The 15,580-nt window shown below is 48.3% G+C and carries 15 protein-coding genes; 7 read left to right on the plus strand and 8 right to left on the minus strand.

The annotated features are described in order from the left end of the window. The first annotated feature begins 135 nt into the window (after nt 1-135). The 7 genes from WMW72_RS07155 to WMW72_RS07185 all read left to right on the plus strand — a co-directional run bounded on the left by WMW72_RS07155 (nt 136) and on the right by WMW72_RS07185 (nt 8,861). Nucleotides 136-1,959: a sensor histidine kinase gene (locus WMW72_RS07155; RefSeq protein ID WP_341414747.1), complete on the plus strand. Its 1,824-nt coding sequence runs from the start codon at nt 136-138 to the stop codon at nt 1,957-1,959. Beyond that, complete coding sequence (locus tag WMW72_RS07160) at nt 1,937-3,577, plus strand: response regulator transcription factor (protein WP_341414748.1); 1,641 nt, start codon at nt 1,937-1,939, stop codon at nt 3,575-3,577. The genes WMW72_RS07155 and WMW72_RS07160 overlap by 23 nt, the downstream gene beginning before the upstream one ends. A gap of 100 nt (nt 3,578-3,677) precedes the next feature. Next, nucleotides 3,678-5,069 (plus strand): ABC transporter substrate-binding protein, encoded by a 1,392-nt coding sequence (locus tag WMW72_RS07165; RefSeq protein WP_341414749.1) that lies wholly within the window; start codon nt 3,678-3,680, stop codon nt 5,067-5,069. 33 nt (nt 5,070-5,102) lie between these two features. Continuing rightward, nucleotides 5,103-6,041 carry a carbohydrate ABC transporter permease gene (locus tag WMW72_RS07170; protein ID WP_341414750.1) on the plus strand — a complete coding sequence of 313 codons (939 nt, stop codon included), beginning with the start codon at nt 5,103-5,105 and terminating at the stop codon, nt 6,039-6,041. Between the two features lie 64 nt (nt 6,042-6,105). Then, nucleotides 6,106-6,948 (plus strand): carbohydrate ABC transporter permease, encoded by an 843-nt coding sequence (locus WMW72_RS07175; RefSeq protein ID WP_341414751.1) that lies wholly within the window; start codon nt 6,106-6,108, stop codon nt 6,946-6,948. A 41-nt stretch (nt 6,949-6,989) separates the two neighbouring features. Continuing rightward, nucleotides 6,990-7,928, plus strand: a complete 939-nt coding sequence (locus WMW72_RS07180; protein WP_341414752.1) for a dihydrodipicolinate synthase family protein — start codon at nt 6,990-6,992, stop codon at nt 7,926-7,928. Nucleotides 7,929-7,943: 15 nt separating this feature from the next. Next, complete coding sequence (locus WMW72_RS07185; protein WP_341414753.1) at nt 7,944-8,861, plus strand: dihydrodipicolinate synthase family protein; 918 nt, start codon at nt 7,944-7,946, stop codon at nt 8,859-8,861. Between the two features lie 381 nt (nt 8,862-9,242). Here the strand turns inward: WMW72_RS07185 and WMW72_RS07190 are convergent, their stop codons facing one another. The 8 genes from WMW72_RS07190 to WMW72_RS07225 form a co-directional block, all read right to left on the minus strand. Further along, entirely contained in the window at nt 9,243-9,641 is a 399-nt protein-coding gene (locus WMW72_RS07190; RefSeq protein WP_341414754.1) for an HIT family protein, read from the minus strand. A 151-nt stretch (nt 9,642-9,792) separates the two neighbouring features. Further along, a complete protein-coding gene (locus tag WMW72_RS07195; protein WP_341414755.1) occupies nt 9,793-10,152 on the minus strand; it encodes a RidA family protein in 360 nt (119 codons plus the stop codon). Nucleotides 10,153-10,324: 172 nt separating this feature from the next. Next, complete coding sequence (locus WMW72_RS07200) at nt 10,325-10,771, minus strand: GyrI-like domain-containing protein (RefSeq protein ID WP_341414756.1); 447 nt, start codon at nt 10,769-10,771, stop codon at nt 10,325-10,327. 5 nt (nt 10,772-10,776) lie between these two features. Continuing rightward, nucleotides 10,777-11,175, minus strand: a complete 399-nt coding sequence (locus tag WMW72_RS07205) for a VOC family protein (protein ID WP_341414757.1) — start codon at nt 11,173-11,175, stop codon at nt 10,777-10,779. A gap of 234 nt (nt 11,176-11,409) precedes the next feature. Continuing rightward, nucleotides 11,410-11,937, minus strand: coding sequence for a GyrI-like domain-containing protein (locus WMW72_RS07210; RefSeq protein ID WP_341414758.1), 528 nt, complete (start codon nt 11,935-11,937; stop codon nt 11,410-11,412). Nucleotides 11,938-12,141: 204 nt separating this feature from the next. Further along, entirely contained in the window at nt 12,142-12,897 is a 756-nt protein-coding gene (locus WMW72_RS07215; RefSeq protein WP_341414759.1) for a VOC family protein, read from the minus strand. A gap of 66 nt (nt 12,898-12,963) precedes the next feature. After that, a complete protein-coding gene (locus WMW72_RS07220; RefSeq protein WP_341414760.1) occupies nt 12,964-14,514 on the minus strand; it encodes an RNA polymerase sigma factor in 1,551 nt (516 codons plus the stop codon). 284 nt (nt 14,515-14,798) lie between these two features. Beyond that, nucleotides 14,799-15,572 carry a magnesium transporter gene (locus tag WMW72_RS07225; protein ID WP_341414761.1) on the minus strand — a complete coding sequence of 258 codons (774 nt, stop codon included), beginning with the start codon at nt 15,570-15,572 and terminating at the stop codon, nt 14,799-14,801. Nucleotides 15,573-15,580 lie beyond the last annotated feature (8 nt).

Raw genomic sequence — 15,580 nt, forward strand, 5'->3', positions numbered from 1 at the left:
ACGAAACAAATAAATGACAAACCTAAAGCCGGATCTCCTCATACCAGTTGGGATATTCGGCTTTAGGTTTATTTGCCTGCCGGATGATGCAGCCAACAGCCAACGCACATTTAACGAATCGAGGTGCTTGTGGACGTGAAACCGATCTCGCTCAGCATCAAGCACAAGCTGATCTTATATTTCTTCTTCTCCATCGTGTTGCCGATGACGATCATTTCGATCATTTTCTATATCAAATCTTCGGAAATTCTGACCAAGAAGATGGAGCTCTCCATCATGAAAAATCTAAACTCCGTCGAATCGATTCTGGTGCAGAAGCTCGACTCCATCAACGATTTCTCCATGCTGGTCACCTTGAACCCGGAGCTTCAATCGATCATCAGTTCACCCTCCCGGACGCTGGATATGGACCAAGCGGTCGATGAGATGCTGCGGCTCAATAAAATACTGGACAGCTATTACTTGTCCGACTTCTCCGCGCTGACGCAAACTGCACTGTATCCCAAGATCTATATGATCAACCGTCCGCTGTACCGCTCCATCTCGATCGCCGATAAAGTGTTCGATATTAGCGTTGCCGAGAGCCAGCCATGGTACAGTAAGCTGACCAATCAGCTGAACATTGTAGGCGTAGAGAATATCACCGTTGCAGGACGAAGCATTCATACCTTAAAAATAGCCAAAAAATTAGTGGCGCTGCGCTCCGAGGAATTGGCTCCCTACACCGCTTTATTGACGACCAATATCGATACCTCCTATTTCATCCATCTGCTGAAAAACTATAAGATCACGGCGGGCAGCTCAATCTCGATCGTCGATGCGGCCGGACAAACGCTGCTGGCAAGCGATGAGGCCGTCGATCAGCAGCAGCTGCTATCCGCAGGATTCGGAAAAACCAATCCGAAGGAAACGTTCACGATCCGTTCCTTCGAAGGGAAAAAAACACTCGTCTCCACCAATTACATCGAGCCGCTGCAATGGACCATTATCTCACTCATTCCGCTAGATGAAGTCAATATTGAGCAGAGGCGCTTGAACACCTACATGTACGCAGGCATTCTGATCTGTATGCTCGTCGCCTTCTTCGCTGCTTCCTTGTTCGCGGGCAATATTTCCAAGCCGATTCTGGCGCTGGTGAAGTCCATGTCGTTCATCGACCACGGCAATTTCGATATTAAGCTTACTTACCGCAAGAAAGACGAATTCGCCATTCTCATCGAGCAGTACAAGAAGATGATGGAGAAGATCAAGGATCTGGTCGAGCGGCTGTATGTCAGCGAGGTCAGCAAGAAAGAAGCCGAGCTGAAAGCCAAGGATGCGGAGCTCAAGGCGCTGCAAGCCCAGATTAATCCTCACTTCCTGTACAATGCGCTCGATTCGATCAACCTGTATGCCATGAAGTACAACGTTCCGAACATCAGCAGTATGGTCAATTCGCTCTCTAACTTTTTCCGTTACGGACTGAGCAAAGGGAAAAGCGTCATTACTTTACGGGATGAGAAAAAGCACGTCGAAAGCTACCTAGCGATCCAAAAAATGCGGTTCGGCCATAAATTGGACTATTCGATCGAGATCCCGAACGATATTCTGTCGTGCCTGACCGTGAAGCTGATCCTGCAGCCGCTCGTCGAGAATTCGATTATTCATGGCATCCAGGAGAAGGCAGGTGACGGCCTGATCCGCATCTCCGCATGTAAGCGGGAGGAGCTGATCCAGATCACGATCTCGGATAACGGCGCCGGCGCCGACGTGGAGGAGCTTCATGACCTGCTGAAGACGGCGGAGGCAACCTCGCGAGCCTTCGGCATACGGAATGTCAATGAACGCATCCAGCACTTGTTCGGCGCGAGATATGGACTGCGGTTCTTTCTGAATGAACTAGGCGGGTTGACCGCTGTCGTGGAAATTCCCCAACTTCGAACCATGGAGGGCTATCATGTTGAGAATGATATTAGCTGACGACGATGAGCTGGTTAGAGAAACCTTGAAGGAAGTCGTTCCCTGGGAGAAATACGGGATCACCATAGCCGGAGAAGCCGATAACGGGCAGACCGCTTACGAGCTGTGCCTGGACCTGCAGCCGGAAATCTTATTCACTGACATCAAGATGCCGTTCATGGACGGCCTGGAGGTTGCCATGCGGCTGAAGGAAGCCGGCAGCAAAACGAAAATTATTATCATCAGCGGAATTCAGGATTTTAATTATGCCAAAACCGCCTTCGACATTCATGCCGAGGGGTATATTCTCAAGCCGATCCAGATCACCGAGATTCATGAGGTCATCACGAAGGTCGTCAGCAATATTGATATGGAACGCAATATGCACGAGAAAATTCAGCATCTGAAGCAGCAGCTATCCGAGAATGCCACGCTCATCCGGGAGAAGTTTATTAGTAACCTGCTGCTGGGCATTACGACCAATAAGCAGAAAATCCGCGACAAGCTGGACTACTTCCAGATTCCGATCGGGGCTCAGGACAGCCTGCTGGCCGCCGTGCTGCAGATGGACGATTATAACAGGCAGATGGAGAACAAGAATGAAGCAGAGAAGCAATTAATCAGTTTCTCGATCTACAATATCATGAATGAGATTGTGCACAATTATGAGGCCGGTCTCTGCCACAGCTTGGCGGAGAACGAGTTCGTCATCTTGTTCAACGAGAAGGCGCACGGCGATAACAAATACATCCGGATCTGTGAAGAGATCATCGAAGCTCTATTCAAGTATCTGAAAATTTCCGTCTCCATCGGCACCGGCGACCGGATCGGAAGCATCGACCAAGTCGAATCCTCCTACCGGAGCGCGGTCCGCGCGATCCAGCACCGCTTCTATATGGGGAAGCGCTCCGTCGTCAAGATTGAGGATATTACCGTCATGTGGAATTACAGCTCCAGCCCAGGCGTGGACTTCACAACCGTCCTTCAACTGGAGAACAAGCTGATCCATTATGTGACGTTAGGGGATACGGACTGCGGACTTCAGCTGCTGGATGAGCTGTTCAGCACTTTCCGGCAATCGGATATCGCATCGATCCAAGGCTTTGGCATCGAGCTGGTGAGCGCCTTATACCGCAAAGTATGCGAGATGGGTGAGGATCAACAGTTGGAGCCTATCCTGCCGCAGCGGAACAAAGTCTTTATTCAGATGCTGCAAGTGGAGAATATTCACCAGATGAAGGAGATGATGGACTCCCTATTCACCGGGGTCTCCTCCTATTTCTCCAATAAATACAACCAGAAGCATCTCGATCTGGTCCATAAGATCAAAGCTCTCGTTCAGCTGAACTACACCCAGGATATGTCCTTGTCTGATATTGCGGATGAGGTATTTATGTCCACGAATTATATATGCTCCGTGTTCAAACGCGAAACCGGCATGACGATCAATGATTATTTGACCCAGGTGAGAATGAGCGAGGCCAAGACGCTGCTGCTCACGACTCGCAAGAAGGTGTGGGAGATCGCCGAAGGACTTGGCTATGAGAACCATAATTATTTCAGCACCGTCTTTAAGAAGCACACCGGCATGCAGCCCCAGCAATACAGGACGAAGGAAAGCAGCTCCGGAATAAATTGAAGAAGATTTTAGAGGGTTTGTGATAAGTTCCTGCACTGACTTTTGTGCAGCGCTGGCTTAATCTTAAACATGTAAGAACCATACAAAGGGTGGTGCTAATATGAAAGGAAATATTCGCAAGTGGGGGCTTCTCTCTCTAACCGCAGTGACGGCAGTCTCCCTATTGCAAGGATGTAGCTCCGGCAAACCGGCTCAAGAAAGCGCTACCGGAAACCAGCCTCCACAGGGCAAGGTCGATACGATCCGCATCTGGCACGATGACAAAACCGACGTATTCAAGAACAACATCCAGAAGTTCAACGATACGATCGGCAAGGAGAAGGGCATCCACATCGATCTGCGCGTCATGGGCGGCTCGGACTATGCCGATTCGCTGAAGGTGGCGCTGGCCGCCGATCAGGGACCAGAGCTGTATAAGTTCGTCGGCACCGTCAAGGACCAGTTCGTCAATGCGGGCTGGATGCAGCCCTTGGAGGATTTCCCCGGGTCGAAGGAATTTCTGAAGGGCTACGAGGGGGAGATTATCCCCGAGTACAACACCTATAAAGGCAAGGTGTACTCCGTCCCCTACATCGTCATTACGACCAAGATGCTGTACAACAAGCGGCTGTTCGAGAAGGCCGGGATCACCAAGGTCCCCGAGACTTGGGATGAGGTTGTCGAGGCAGCCCGGAAAATTACGGAGAAGGGCGAAGGCAAGGAATTCGGCTTCGGCACGCATCTGAAGGACGCGACGACGATGGGAGGCAAGTGGTCCTACGCGGTCATGTTCGCCCCTTCGGTTGGCCATATGGGCTATAACTTCAAGACCGGCCAATACCAGTTCAAGGATTTCCAGCCGATGCTGGAAAAGATTCTCCTGATGAAGAAGGAAAAAAGCATCTTCCCGGGAGCCGAAGGCATGGAGCTTGACAACCTGCGTGCTCACTTTGCCGAAGGGCGTGTCGGAATGATGCTGGGCGCCAACTGGGAAGTGACCAACCTGAAGAATTCCTTTCCTGCCAAGGATGACTGGGGCGTAGCTCATGTGCCTGTGCTGGATCCGAGCAAGAAGTACAAGGAATACGCACAGGTCGGCGATTATCTGGTGATCGGCCCAGCTGCCAAGAAAAACCCGGAGAAAACCTTTATCGTGTACGAGTACATTCACAGCCTTCAATTCCAGAGGGACATCCTGGAGGCCGGCAACAACTTCATGGCGAAGAAAAGCGTCGTCGAGCAATCCAAAATCCCGGATACGAAGGGCTGGAAGGAATTCTCAGATCTCTCCACCTCCTACTTCACCAAGACGCCTCCGGACGGCGTGCTCAAGCTTGAGGGCGACAGCTACCAGAAGACGATTGCGAAGATCGTAGCCGGTGGTGCGCCGGACATCGGCAAGGAGCTCGAAGCACTCGACAAAAGATACAATGATGCCCTCGCACGCAGCTTGAAAGACGGGTTCGATATCGCTCCCTTCAAGGACGAGAAGTGGGATGTCAGCAGGAAATAACGAACGGAATACAGATGACAAAGGAGCGCCTTCATGAAAACAGCCGTACTGAAGCATAGGCTGCGCAACCCTTCGCGTACGGGAAGATGGCTCGGTAAAGACTCCACGCAGGCTTACCTGATGCTGTCCCCGATGCTGATCGGCTTTACCCTGTTCACGATTTACCCGATGATTTGGCTGATCACCTGGGCCTGGTTTGATTATGACGGAATTACCGCCGCCAAGTTTATCGGCTTGGACAACTTTGTAAGGGCTTTTACAAGGGATGCGGACTACTGGAGAGCCTTGCTGAACACCTTCACGATCGTTGCAGTTAAGCTGCTCTTCGTCTTCCCGCTCGCCCTATTCCTGGCGGTATTGCTGAATGCGGATACGAAGCTCAATGCTATGTTCCGGACCGTGTTCTTCATGCCTGCCATTATCAGTACAGCCGTCATCGGTCTCGTGTTCTACCTGATGTTCGAGCCATTCCAAGGCATTGTGAATAGGATGCTGCAGGATGCCGGCCTCATCTCGCAGTCCATCGAGTGGTTCGGTTCCAAGGGGCTGGCCAATGCCGTCATCATCTCTGCGAGCATCTGGCAGAACTTCGGGATTAATATGGTGTTCTTCCTCATGGGACTGCAGACGATATCCAAGGAGCTGTATGAGTGCGCCGAGATCGATGGGGTTACCCGCTGGCAGAAATTTTATTACATCACGCTGCCGATGCTCTCTCCGATCATGAAGATACTGATCATGCTGGCGCTAGTGTCCAGTATGAAGATGGCAGACCTCGTATTGGTATTAACCAACGGTCAGCCAGGAGGCCGCACGGAGGTCGTAATGACCTATGTATTCAAGTACTTCTTCTCGTACGGAGCGGCAGATTCGACCAATCAGTTCGGCTACGCGTCCTCGCTTGCAGTCATCACGGCAATCATCCTGGCGATCATTACGGGCTTCTACTACAGGATGACCAAGAACATGTAGGAAGCCGCATACAGAAAGCCCGGATCATGCACGAAATTAGCGGGAGGAGGTTCGCTGGAAAGCCATGAGTATTAGCAAAGGTTTCTTAGGTACGGTTCGACTCTGCTTTTTAACCGGATTGGCGCTTGTAACGCTCTTTCCAATCCTGTATGCGGTGCTGTCATCCTTCAAGTCCAACATGGATGTTCTGGCCTCGTCGAGTCTGATTCCTACTTCGTTTCATATCCAGAATTACACCGATGCGTGGAAATTGGGGCACTTCGACCGGTACATCTGGAACAGTATGTACATGACATTCTTCATCGTAGTCGGCACGGTTCTTACCTCGACGATGGGAGGCTATGTGTTTGCCCGTGGCAAGTTCCGGGGGAAGGATGCGATCTTCGCCATGCTGGTATCGACCATGTTCATATCGGCAGGCACGCTCTATCTGTACCCGCAGCTCAATATGGCCAAAGCCTTCAATATCCACACCTCCCTCTGGGGAGTCATCATCATCAACATTCTGAGCTTTAATATTACGCAGCTCTATCTGTCCCGCAAATACATCGAGACGATATCTCCCGAGATCGATGAGGCGGCCAAGATGGATGGGTGCAGCTTCTTCCGGATTTTCTGGAATATGATGTTCCCGCTCGTCCGGCCCCTGATCGCTACGATCGGCCTGCTGTCCTTCATGCATGCGTGGAACGACTACCTGCTGCCGATGGTCTTCACGATCGGCAGTCCACAGAACGTGCCGCTGATCGTCGGCGTCATCGGCCTCAAGAGCCAGGGACAGACCGTGACCTCCTGGAACCTGATGCTGGCCGGAACGTCCATGTCCATCGTGCCTATGCTGATTGTGTTTCTGTGCCTGAACCGGTTTTTCGTAGCCGGACTGACTAGCGGTGCGATCAAGGGATAGCTTGAAAAATGCCTACCATTACTGAAACAAAGGAGCCGGATATGATCATTCCTCAAGGTGTGTGGCCGACGATGGTAACCCCATTCAAGGCGGATCAACAAATAGATTACGCAGGGTTAGAGCAGTTAATCGAATGGTACTTGGCACATGGCGTACAGGGCTTGTTTAGCGTCTGCTTATCCAGCGAAATGTATCAGCTGTCGCTCGCCGAGCGCGTCAAGGTAGCCCGGTTCGTCACCGATCAGGTCGCCGGACGGGTGCCTGTCGTTGCATCGGGGCATATCTCCTATTCGGTCGAGGATCAGATAGATGAGATTAAGCAAATCTCCGCTGCCGGGGTCACGGCCTTCGTGTTGAATACGAACCGGCTGGCCCGGGCCTCGGAAGATGATGAGGTGTTGAAGCAGCGGGCAGCCTTCATCCTGGAGCAAGTCCCGGATGTGGCATTCGGCCTGTATGAATGCCCGGTTCCGTATAAGCGCTCCTTATCACCGGAGCTGCTCGGATGGCTGGCCCGGACTGGGCGGTTTTACTTCCTCAAGGATACCGAGGGTGTGCCTGCACATATGAAGGCTAAGCTTGAGGCGGTACAGGGAACACCGCTGCGAATCTTCGATGCTGAGTCCGCTACCCTGCTAACGTCCTTAGAGGCTGGAGCATCAGGCTACAGCGGCATTATGGCCAACTTTCACCCGGACTTGTATGTGGAGCTGATCAAGAGCTACACCGTTCATCCAGAACGGGCGCATCGCCTGCAGAATTATATTGGCTTGGCCTCGGCCATGGGACGTGTGCTGTATCCGGTCGGCTCCAAATATTATTTGCAGTTGGAAGGCTTGGAACTTTTACTGGACGGCCGTACCCAGCACAAGGAAGCGTTCACGGTCTACATGCAGCATGAGATTGAACATTTACGAAGGTCTGATCAGGACATCCGCAGCCAGATAGCCGCGAATTCATCCGATAAGCTACACATTTGACGAGGAGGAATAGAAATGAGCACAACATTAACAGGCATTTTACCGGCTTTGGTGACACCGTTTGACCGTGAGGGAAATCTGATTCATGCCTCAGCTGAGAAGCTGCTGCAGAAGTATAAGCAAGAGCAGGCAGATGGCCTTTATATGCTCGGCTTTACAGGCGAGGGCAGCGTGATGAGCGTCAGCGAGCGCAAGGCGTGGACCGAAACCGTGCTGAGCACGAATAGCGGCATCATCCCCGTGCTGGTCCATGTCGGCTACTCGACAGAAGAAGATGCGCTGGAGCTGGCTCATCATGCAGTCCGGCACGGAGCAACGGCGGTCTCGTCCGTCCCTCTGTCCAACTCGGCGACCTTGCAGCAGAACACCGTGTATTTCAAGAAGCTGGCCGAGGCTGCGGAGCTGCCATTCTACATCTACTGGAACCAGGAAATCATCGACGAGCGGACGGGCAAGCGGGCCGCAGCGGAAGAGCTGGTGGAGGCGATGTCTACGGTGCGGAACTTCGCCGGTATCAAGTATACGGACAGCAACTTCTACTATCTGGAGCGGATTAAGAATTATAACCCGGACATCAACATCCTGACCGGCTTCGATACGGCCGTCATCGCAGGCAGGCTGATGGGCTCCGACGGCGCCATCGGCGCGCTGCAAAGCGTGACCTGCGGCCATATGAAAGCGATGTGGGACTATTACAGCGCAGGCAATCTGGCCAAGGCGCAGGAGCTGCAGTTCCGCGCCAACCATCTGTACGAGGCGATCGACCGCCCCGAAGTCGGCGTCATCGCTGGGCTGAAGGCAATCCTGGAGCATGAAGGCATACCGGGATTGCCGAAAACGCCGGTTCAGCCGGTGCTGGACCCGGCTGTCCGGCGGGAGCTGTTGGACATCTACGAACAGCATATCGATAACCGGCTTCAGCCGGTAACCTAATTCAAGGCCCGATCTACTCTATGAGGGAGGATCGGGCTTTTTCCTTTGACTGGCCTCCAGAAATTCCCTCGTATTTAGCAAGTGTCCGAAGAAAATAAAGTTATAAATTGGATGTATTGATCCTACGCGGATTTCCGAATTGCTAAACCGTCAGGCCACAAATAATAAGTATTAAACTAGCTCCAATATAAAACTAGCGACAGCCTTGGACTGAAAAATATAGTCCTAGGCTGTCGCTGGTAGAATGAACTAATGTACCCGAACTTATTTTTACCCAATCCTCTGGTAAGACCCACGTAATCTCTGGTTCATCTCCTACTAGGGCTATCATTCGCTCTTCCTAGACCTTAAATGTTTTCCTTTATCCAAGAACGCAACTTATCAGCATAGAAAAAGTTGATCATTCTCATATCTCGGGTAAACATGGAGATGATAATGCCACACGTCTTGATTGCCAGCAGGCTCATTATGTTGCCGCGTAGAAATCCCATCACATCCATATGTACTTTTCATTGCAAACGCTGTAAGCTGAGCCGCGCGGTGAATTTCAACAGCGTAATCTGCAGGGAGTTCAAAGATGTTCTCGAAATGTTGATTAGGAACAACAAGAACGTGTCCTTTATTGTTTGGCCACCATTTGCTCGCTATAAATGCCGTTACCCTTTCATTCTGATAGATGATATCCCTTTGTTTTGTTCCCTGATTAGGTCGCTCGATACCCGAAACTGAACAAAATGGACATTCGTATCCTTCGGGCTTATGCGAAAATGATGCTTTCATCTTTCTCATTCAACTCCTTTCACATTTCTCCAACCAACTATTTGACTCAAGCAACTTCCTGTTCGTTGCGTTATTCTGCCCGTTAACGTAATAACCGGCTGCTCCGCAGCAGCCGTTCAAGCATCGTTCCCTCCCGTCGTAATCTCCAGGTTTATTCGATAATAGCTACTACATCAATTTGAACATTGAACCCAATATCGCTTCTTACAACAGTTCTGGCTGGATACGGGGATTGGAAATACTCCGTATAGACCTTTTCAAAAAGTTGGGGTGTTACATAATCATAGTTAAGAATTGCTGTAACTTTCACTACATCCCTTAAATCTAATCCCACTTCTGCAAGAACACTTCGTACATTTTCAAGTGTTTGCCTGACCTGCTCTTCTGCCGAACATTCAAGAGTATTGGGACCTTGTCCAGAAATATAAACAGTATCCTTCACTCTAACTGCCTGTGAGTAGGCTACACCAACTGAATTTTCTACGCCGAAATATTCCTTCACATCATTCACCCCAATTAGGTAATATAAATAAATAAAACAAACATTTTTTACCTTATTTTGGTAGTTATCGTTAAACTAATCTCCCGATAGTTCAACGAGGCTGCCGTTTCATGTCGGTAGCCTCGAATTGGTGATTGTTAAGCTATAGTGCCCCGAGGGAATTTAAAGCTCCTCACGCTTCTCAAAGTATCGGCACAAAGATATCGGCGTTATTAAAGTGTTGTTCTTCTCCAAATCTGAATACTTCAAGTGCAAGCGATCTTGGATTATTATCCAAACCTTTTTCTTTTAAAAAAGATTTAATTAGCGCATAAGGATCTTGATCGATTGATCTTACCTTCGCATAACGTTGACTTGGTACACTGAATCCGATCATACCTTTCGGAACACCCTCAATTCCTGTTACTTCCATACAATAGATGTAAGTGAAAAGTACCTCGTTCGCAAAATGAGGACATACATATACGTGCGGATTCATAATCTCTTTAATCTCGCTTTTTCTAACAAGAAATACTTGATTTGCTTCTTTAATGCTTTCCGGCTCAACCCTTTGGAAAACATTAGTCACGGGGACTCCGACAAAATGCTTCTCTTCAAGAGTAACGATCTCGATTTGATTGTTCTGCATGAACCTCACTCCTCGCAATATGAGTGGGAAGATATATGATGAACATCAAACATATTTCCGAACGGATCATAAAAAGTAAAGAACTTACCAACAACCCCTTCGTCTTTAATTTCATTGACTTTTGTTCCTAATCCTTTTAAGTAATTATGAAATCCTTCTATGTTTTTCACTTTAAATCCAATGGAATAATGATCTTCCCCATTTACGAGAAAGGTAGATGTTGTTTGATCACTCGTTTTAACCAAAAACAAACTAGGACCTGTCATAAAGTCAACTGCCGCCAATTCTGTGTTTTGGAATAAAACCTTTGCCCCTAATTTAATGCAATACCAATCTAAAGCCATTTCAAGATCCGAAACTGGAACTTCCGTGTATTCAATACCTTCAATAAAGCTCTCTTCCAAACGGATTCTCCTTTCAAATGCAGTTATTTAGGGCTAATATCTCTTCACCTACGTTATCAAATACTCATTATTATGTAAATGTTTTCCTATTATTCCAGTCTGCCCGTTAACGTAATAACGGCTGCTCCGCAGCAGCCGTTTAAAAATCGTTTCCGTTAGTTTCATAAAATGAGCAGGCTGCGGTGGCCTGCACAACATTATTACCTGGTATCTCAGTTTTTCTTTATATTTCTTTTACTTAATCGCCCAGTGTAATCGTATCTCCTGAATCGAACTATCATCTGACCAGTTGTAAGTCTCTTCCGGATATAGCTCGAATCCGTATCCCTGCCACATATCGATGGGTTCAAAGCCTTCTTCCGTAATGACACCCGGAATACTTCTATGGAATTCATCATATTGATCCAACTTTCCATTGAAAGTTGAAACCGCATATCTTTGCTGAGGGATAGATATCGTTTCCATACCCTCCGGTAGATTGATTTCTCCTGCCACTTCAATACCAACAAACAAGATCGGAAGCTGCGGGTCAAGAATCTGTGGTGGAATCAAACAGTAAATATCTTTATTGACCCGATTGGGAAGGAACTCCAGATGGTCATAAATTTTCTTCACAGAAGTCCGAACATTCTTACCAAGTTCCGGAAAAGGGACTTCTAAACGATACCCCGCAAGAATAAAAGGATCCTTTGTTATGATTTTGCTCAGCACTTTTTGCTTGAACATAGTATCCAACTTCTCGTTTGCAAAAACTTCTTCCATAGTCTTCAACAGCTCCTTTTTTAAATGTTTTCTTGATCTTCGAATTCTACTCTCAATGCCATCAGGAGCAGCTCCTTGATCGTTTATATATAGAGTGCTTCATTGAACTAACGTTTCCGTTAGCTTAATCCACATTTGCGAAATGCCATTACTTCTTGCGATCGGTATGCAGAAACTTATACAATTTTGCTGATTCTATCCAAATTAGTTGTTTTCACATACCATTAATCCATTACCATCTGGGTCATAGAACGTGAAGAAACGAACTCCCAGTCGGGCTTCTATTCCTCCATCTTTTGCTCCTTTGGAACGGACAAAGTCGAGTGCGGCCTCGATATCTTGGGTCTCAATCACTGCGATTGGATTTACTCGAAACTCCAGCTGCATACGATCGTAAAAGACACGAGGGGATTGACTTAATCGATTATCATCGATGAGTACATGCGCACCTCTGTCCATTCGAATGAGTGGAAGCTCCTTGGTCCAAGGGTCGGTCTCTATCTTACGCTGCAGAAACGTTTCGTACCATTCAACGCTATCCTGCAGATTTTCCGCGTGAATGATGACTCGGCTGATACGGCTTAATTGTGCATGTGCAGGCTGCGGTTGATCAGGTTCTGGCGCTCGGTGAGCTTGACAGACCATGTTGGAGTTAATATTAAAAAAGGCAACGTCGTTAAATCTTTGTACGTCTGTAATAAACCCGTTGGGATGCGTTTCGCAGAATGCACGCGACTCATCAATATTTTGCGTATCGAACATGATCGTCGGCGGAAATCCCCAAGCATTACTATCCAATATGAGGTCCGTTCCATCAAAATTGAAGTAGTATATAGCTCCGCCATCCTGCTTAGGTACAATGGGTAGTTCCAGCAAGTCCGCATACCATTCGGTAGAGCGTTTTAAATTACTTACTGGGATAAAAACTGCTGGCATATACGGCAAAATCGGGTGTGTCATGGTTTGATTCCTCCTATTTTTTAACTTCATCCTATAGACACAACTAATCGTTATTTTCTATCAAACTTAATGAATTAATGATTCCAAAAATGAAATACCCTCCATTTCTGCTTCGAACGCTGTGAGCAATCCCCCACGAATGATTGAGAAGCGGTCGGCGTGACTGCCTCCGTAACCGAACGGAAATGATGGATACATCTGGGCAAACGCATCGCTAACGCGTCGATAGCATGCGGCGGCTTCCGCCAACCGTTGTTGTCGTTCAGAGGAATTTGTCCTCTCCGACAAGTTTTGTAAATATAGGGCACCTTGATGCCGGGCTTCAGACAAAATGGCCACCTGATAAGCATGTCCATGAAGATCGAGCCTTTCACTCTCTACGGCTTCAAGCCAGAGACGGTAACCCTGAAGACCATACTCGAAACCTGGAATTGGTGGCTCTTTCCCTTTGGCGTGATTGACGATTGAGGCAAGTATTTCGTTTTCGGAGACAGGTGAAGCCACACGTTGTCGTATGGCCGCTATGAAAAGGGCAGGTTCTTGTCCTGAACGTCCCAATTGTTCATATCGAAACTTTCGGATTTTACGATTATAACCAAAGTAAGAGATCGTGCGGTCCTCATCGTTATAACCGTAAACAAAACCGAACTCGTTAATCTCCAAATTCCAGATAATCACCGGCAAGCCACGGACTATTGTATCCTGTATCGTGGATAGAATATCTATTTGTTGTTCCGGCGAAATGGATGTTCGGCCAGGTCTGCCGAAACAGGTACCGCTTAGACCTAATCTTTCTAACGTACGGTAAGTCGAATAACTCCAATCAAACGTCGAAATACTACGCCAGTTGCAGTCATTTGTAACATTTAAACGAAAGGCATCACCAGAAATGCCCATCAGATTGGTAAGAGTCCAGTCAGGCTCACCTGCCATCCGAAGTACCTCGCCGATTAGTATAGATATCAGAGCATAAGGCCGGCCATAACAAGGAGGCTGCAATTGGTGGGAAGAAGGTAACCCAAGGCGTCTTCGTTCGCGAATATGTTGATCGACTTCACAGCGGAACCGCTCATCATTCGCTTTTGCTCGAGAACGGGAGAGAATGTTGTAGACATTGCTCTTATTCATTTGGAAACGGATTGCTAATTCTTCCGGTGTTGCATCCTTTAAAGCAAACGAAGTTAACAACGAGCGAGCTTGCTTGGATAGGGAATAAAGCGAGCTCCGTAATAATTCTTGTTCCTTTTCATGAATAAGCATTTGGTGCAAGGGATCGGATTCCGCGTTCGTTTTCCTAGAGGTGTTCACATCTGTCTCTGGAATATCTCCTATCGGCAATATGCTTTGGGACAAGCCGCGAATATGATTGATTGCTATTCGGCGTACCAGTTGTCGGAACCATGAATTAAACTTACTAGGGTCTTGCAGGTTGCTGATTTTTCCTTTCATCTGGAGGAACGATTCTTGAACTACATCTTCGGCTAAGTGGGAATCTCGAACAATCCGTATTGCCCACATCTGAGCTTGTTCGCGGTATGTATTGACAAGAATATCGAAGGCCTCTATATCTCCCAGCTGTAAGTTGGAGACAGTTTCCACCTGCTGTTTGGGTCCCACCGTTCAGTTCTCCCCCTATAGGATTGGATATTATTTTCCAGAACCTTTCTCACAAGGTAATTCGCTAGAAGTGGATAATTCCCTTCAATTCCTTTTCTAGTCAATCATTAAATTTAATGATTCTACTCAAAATTGCCCGCTCGTTAAAGTAATAACGGCTGCTCCGCAGCAGCCGTTCAAGTTTCGTATTCCGTTAGTTCAACAAAAAGGATGCTCCCGCGGCTTCGCTTGGGCTTCGTCCTCCTCATGATGTTCCATTTCCAATTATCAATTAATAACATACTCTACAGAAAAGAAACCACGTCATCAAACGTGATAATCCCGAGAAGCACATCATCAGGTGTAACCACGGGAACGGCCAGCAGCCCGTATTTCTTGATAATCTCCAGAACCTCCACCCGTTGTGCTTCCGTCGGAACCGTAATCAGCTTGGCGTTCATGATCTCCGAGATGACGCATTCAGCGGGAGCAATGATGAGCTGGCGGAGCGATACGACCCCGAACAGCCTCTCCTGATGATCCGTTACATACAAGTAATAAATCGTCTCGGCGTCCGTTTTCTTGTACCGCAGCCGATTCAGCACCTCGGCCGCCGTATCCGTCCCGGCCACTGTAAACACATCGGCCGTCATTAACGATCCTGCCGTCCCCTCTTCATAAACGAGCAGCTGCTTGATATCCTCGGCCTCTTCCTGCTCCATTCGGGTGAGGAAAAAATCAGCTTCATAATGCGTAAGCAGACCGATGAAATCAGCGGCATCATCCGATGGCAGCTCATTGAGCATCTCCACCGCATATTCACGTGCAAGCTCCGTGATGATCCTCTTCTGCATCTCGGCCCGAAGCTCGCTGAATATCTCCCCGAACTCGACAGGTGTCAAGCACGTGTAGAGCCTCATGCGCCTGTTGTCGTCCAAGCTGAGAAAAAATTCGGTTTGATCCGAAGGATGCAGATCCAGGAAATCCTTGCGGAAAGCCTCGCCTCTCCCTTCTTTCAAGGCTTGCAGCATGTAGTAGGTGTATTCTTCTTTATATTTGTATTGATGCAATTTGATCATGATACGAT

It is taken from the genome of Paenibacillus filicis (assembly GCF_038070315.1).
Classification (GTDB): Bacteria; Bacillota; Bacilli; order Paenibacillales; family NBRC-103111; genus Paenibacillus_G; species Paenibacillus_G filicis.

Bases quoted from the DNA above. Each gene is read 5' to 3' on its own strand.
- WMW72_RS07165 (WP_341414749.1), top strand. From the start codon at position 3,678: ATGAAAGGAAATATTCGCAAGTGGGGGCTTCTCTCTCTAACCGCAGTG.
- WMW72_RS07160 (WP_341414748.1), top strand. From the start codon at position 1,937: ATGTTGAGAATGATATTAGCTGACGACGATGAGCTGGTTAGAGAAACC.
- WMW72_RS07185 (WP_341414753.1), top strand. From the start codon at position 7,944: ATGAGCACAACATTAACAGGCATTTTACCGGCTTTGGTGACACCGTTT.
- WMW72_RS07170 (WP_341414750.1), top strand. From the start codon at position 5,103: ATGAAAACAGCCGTACTGAAGCATAGGCTGCGCAACCCTTCGCGTACG.
- WMW72_RS07175 (WP_341414751.1), top strand. From the start codon at position 6,106: ATGAGTATTAGCAAAGGTTTCTTAGGTACGGTTCGACTCTGCTTTTTA.
- WMW72_RS07190 (WP_341414754.1), bottom strand. From the start codon at position 9,641: ATGAAAGCATCATTTTCGCATAAGCCCGAAGGATACGAATGTCCATTT.
- WMW72_RS07180 (WP_341414752.1), top strand. From the start codon at position 6,990: ATGATCATTCCTCAAGGTGTGTGGCCGACGATGGTAACCCCATTCAAG.
- WMW72_RS07215 (WP_341414759.1), bottom strand. From the start codon at position 12,897: ATGACACACCCGATTTTGCCGTATATGCCAGCAGTTTTTATCCCAGTA.
- WMW72_RS07210 (WP_341414758.1), bottom strand. From the start codon at position 11,937: ATGGAAGAAGTTTTTGCAAACGAGAAGTTGGATACTATGTTCAAGCAA.
- WMW72_RS07225 (WP_341414761.1), bottom strand. From the start codon at position 15,572: ATGATCAAATTGCATCAATACAAATATAAAGAAGAATACACCTACTAC.
- WMW72_RS07200 (WP_341414756.1), bottom strand. From the start codon at position 10,771: ATGCAGAACAATCAAATCGAGATCGTTACTCTTGAAGAGAAGCATTTT.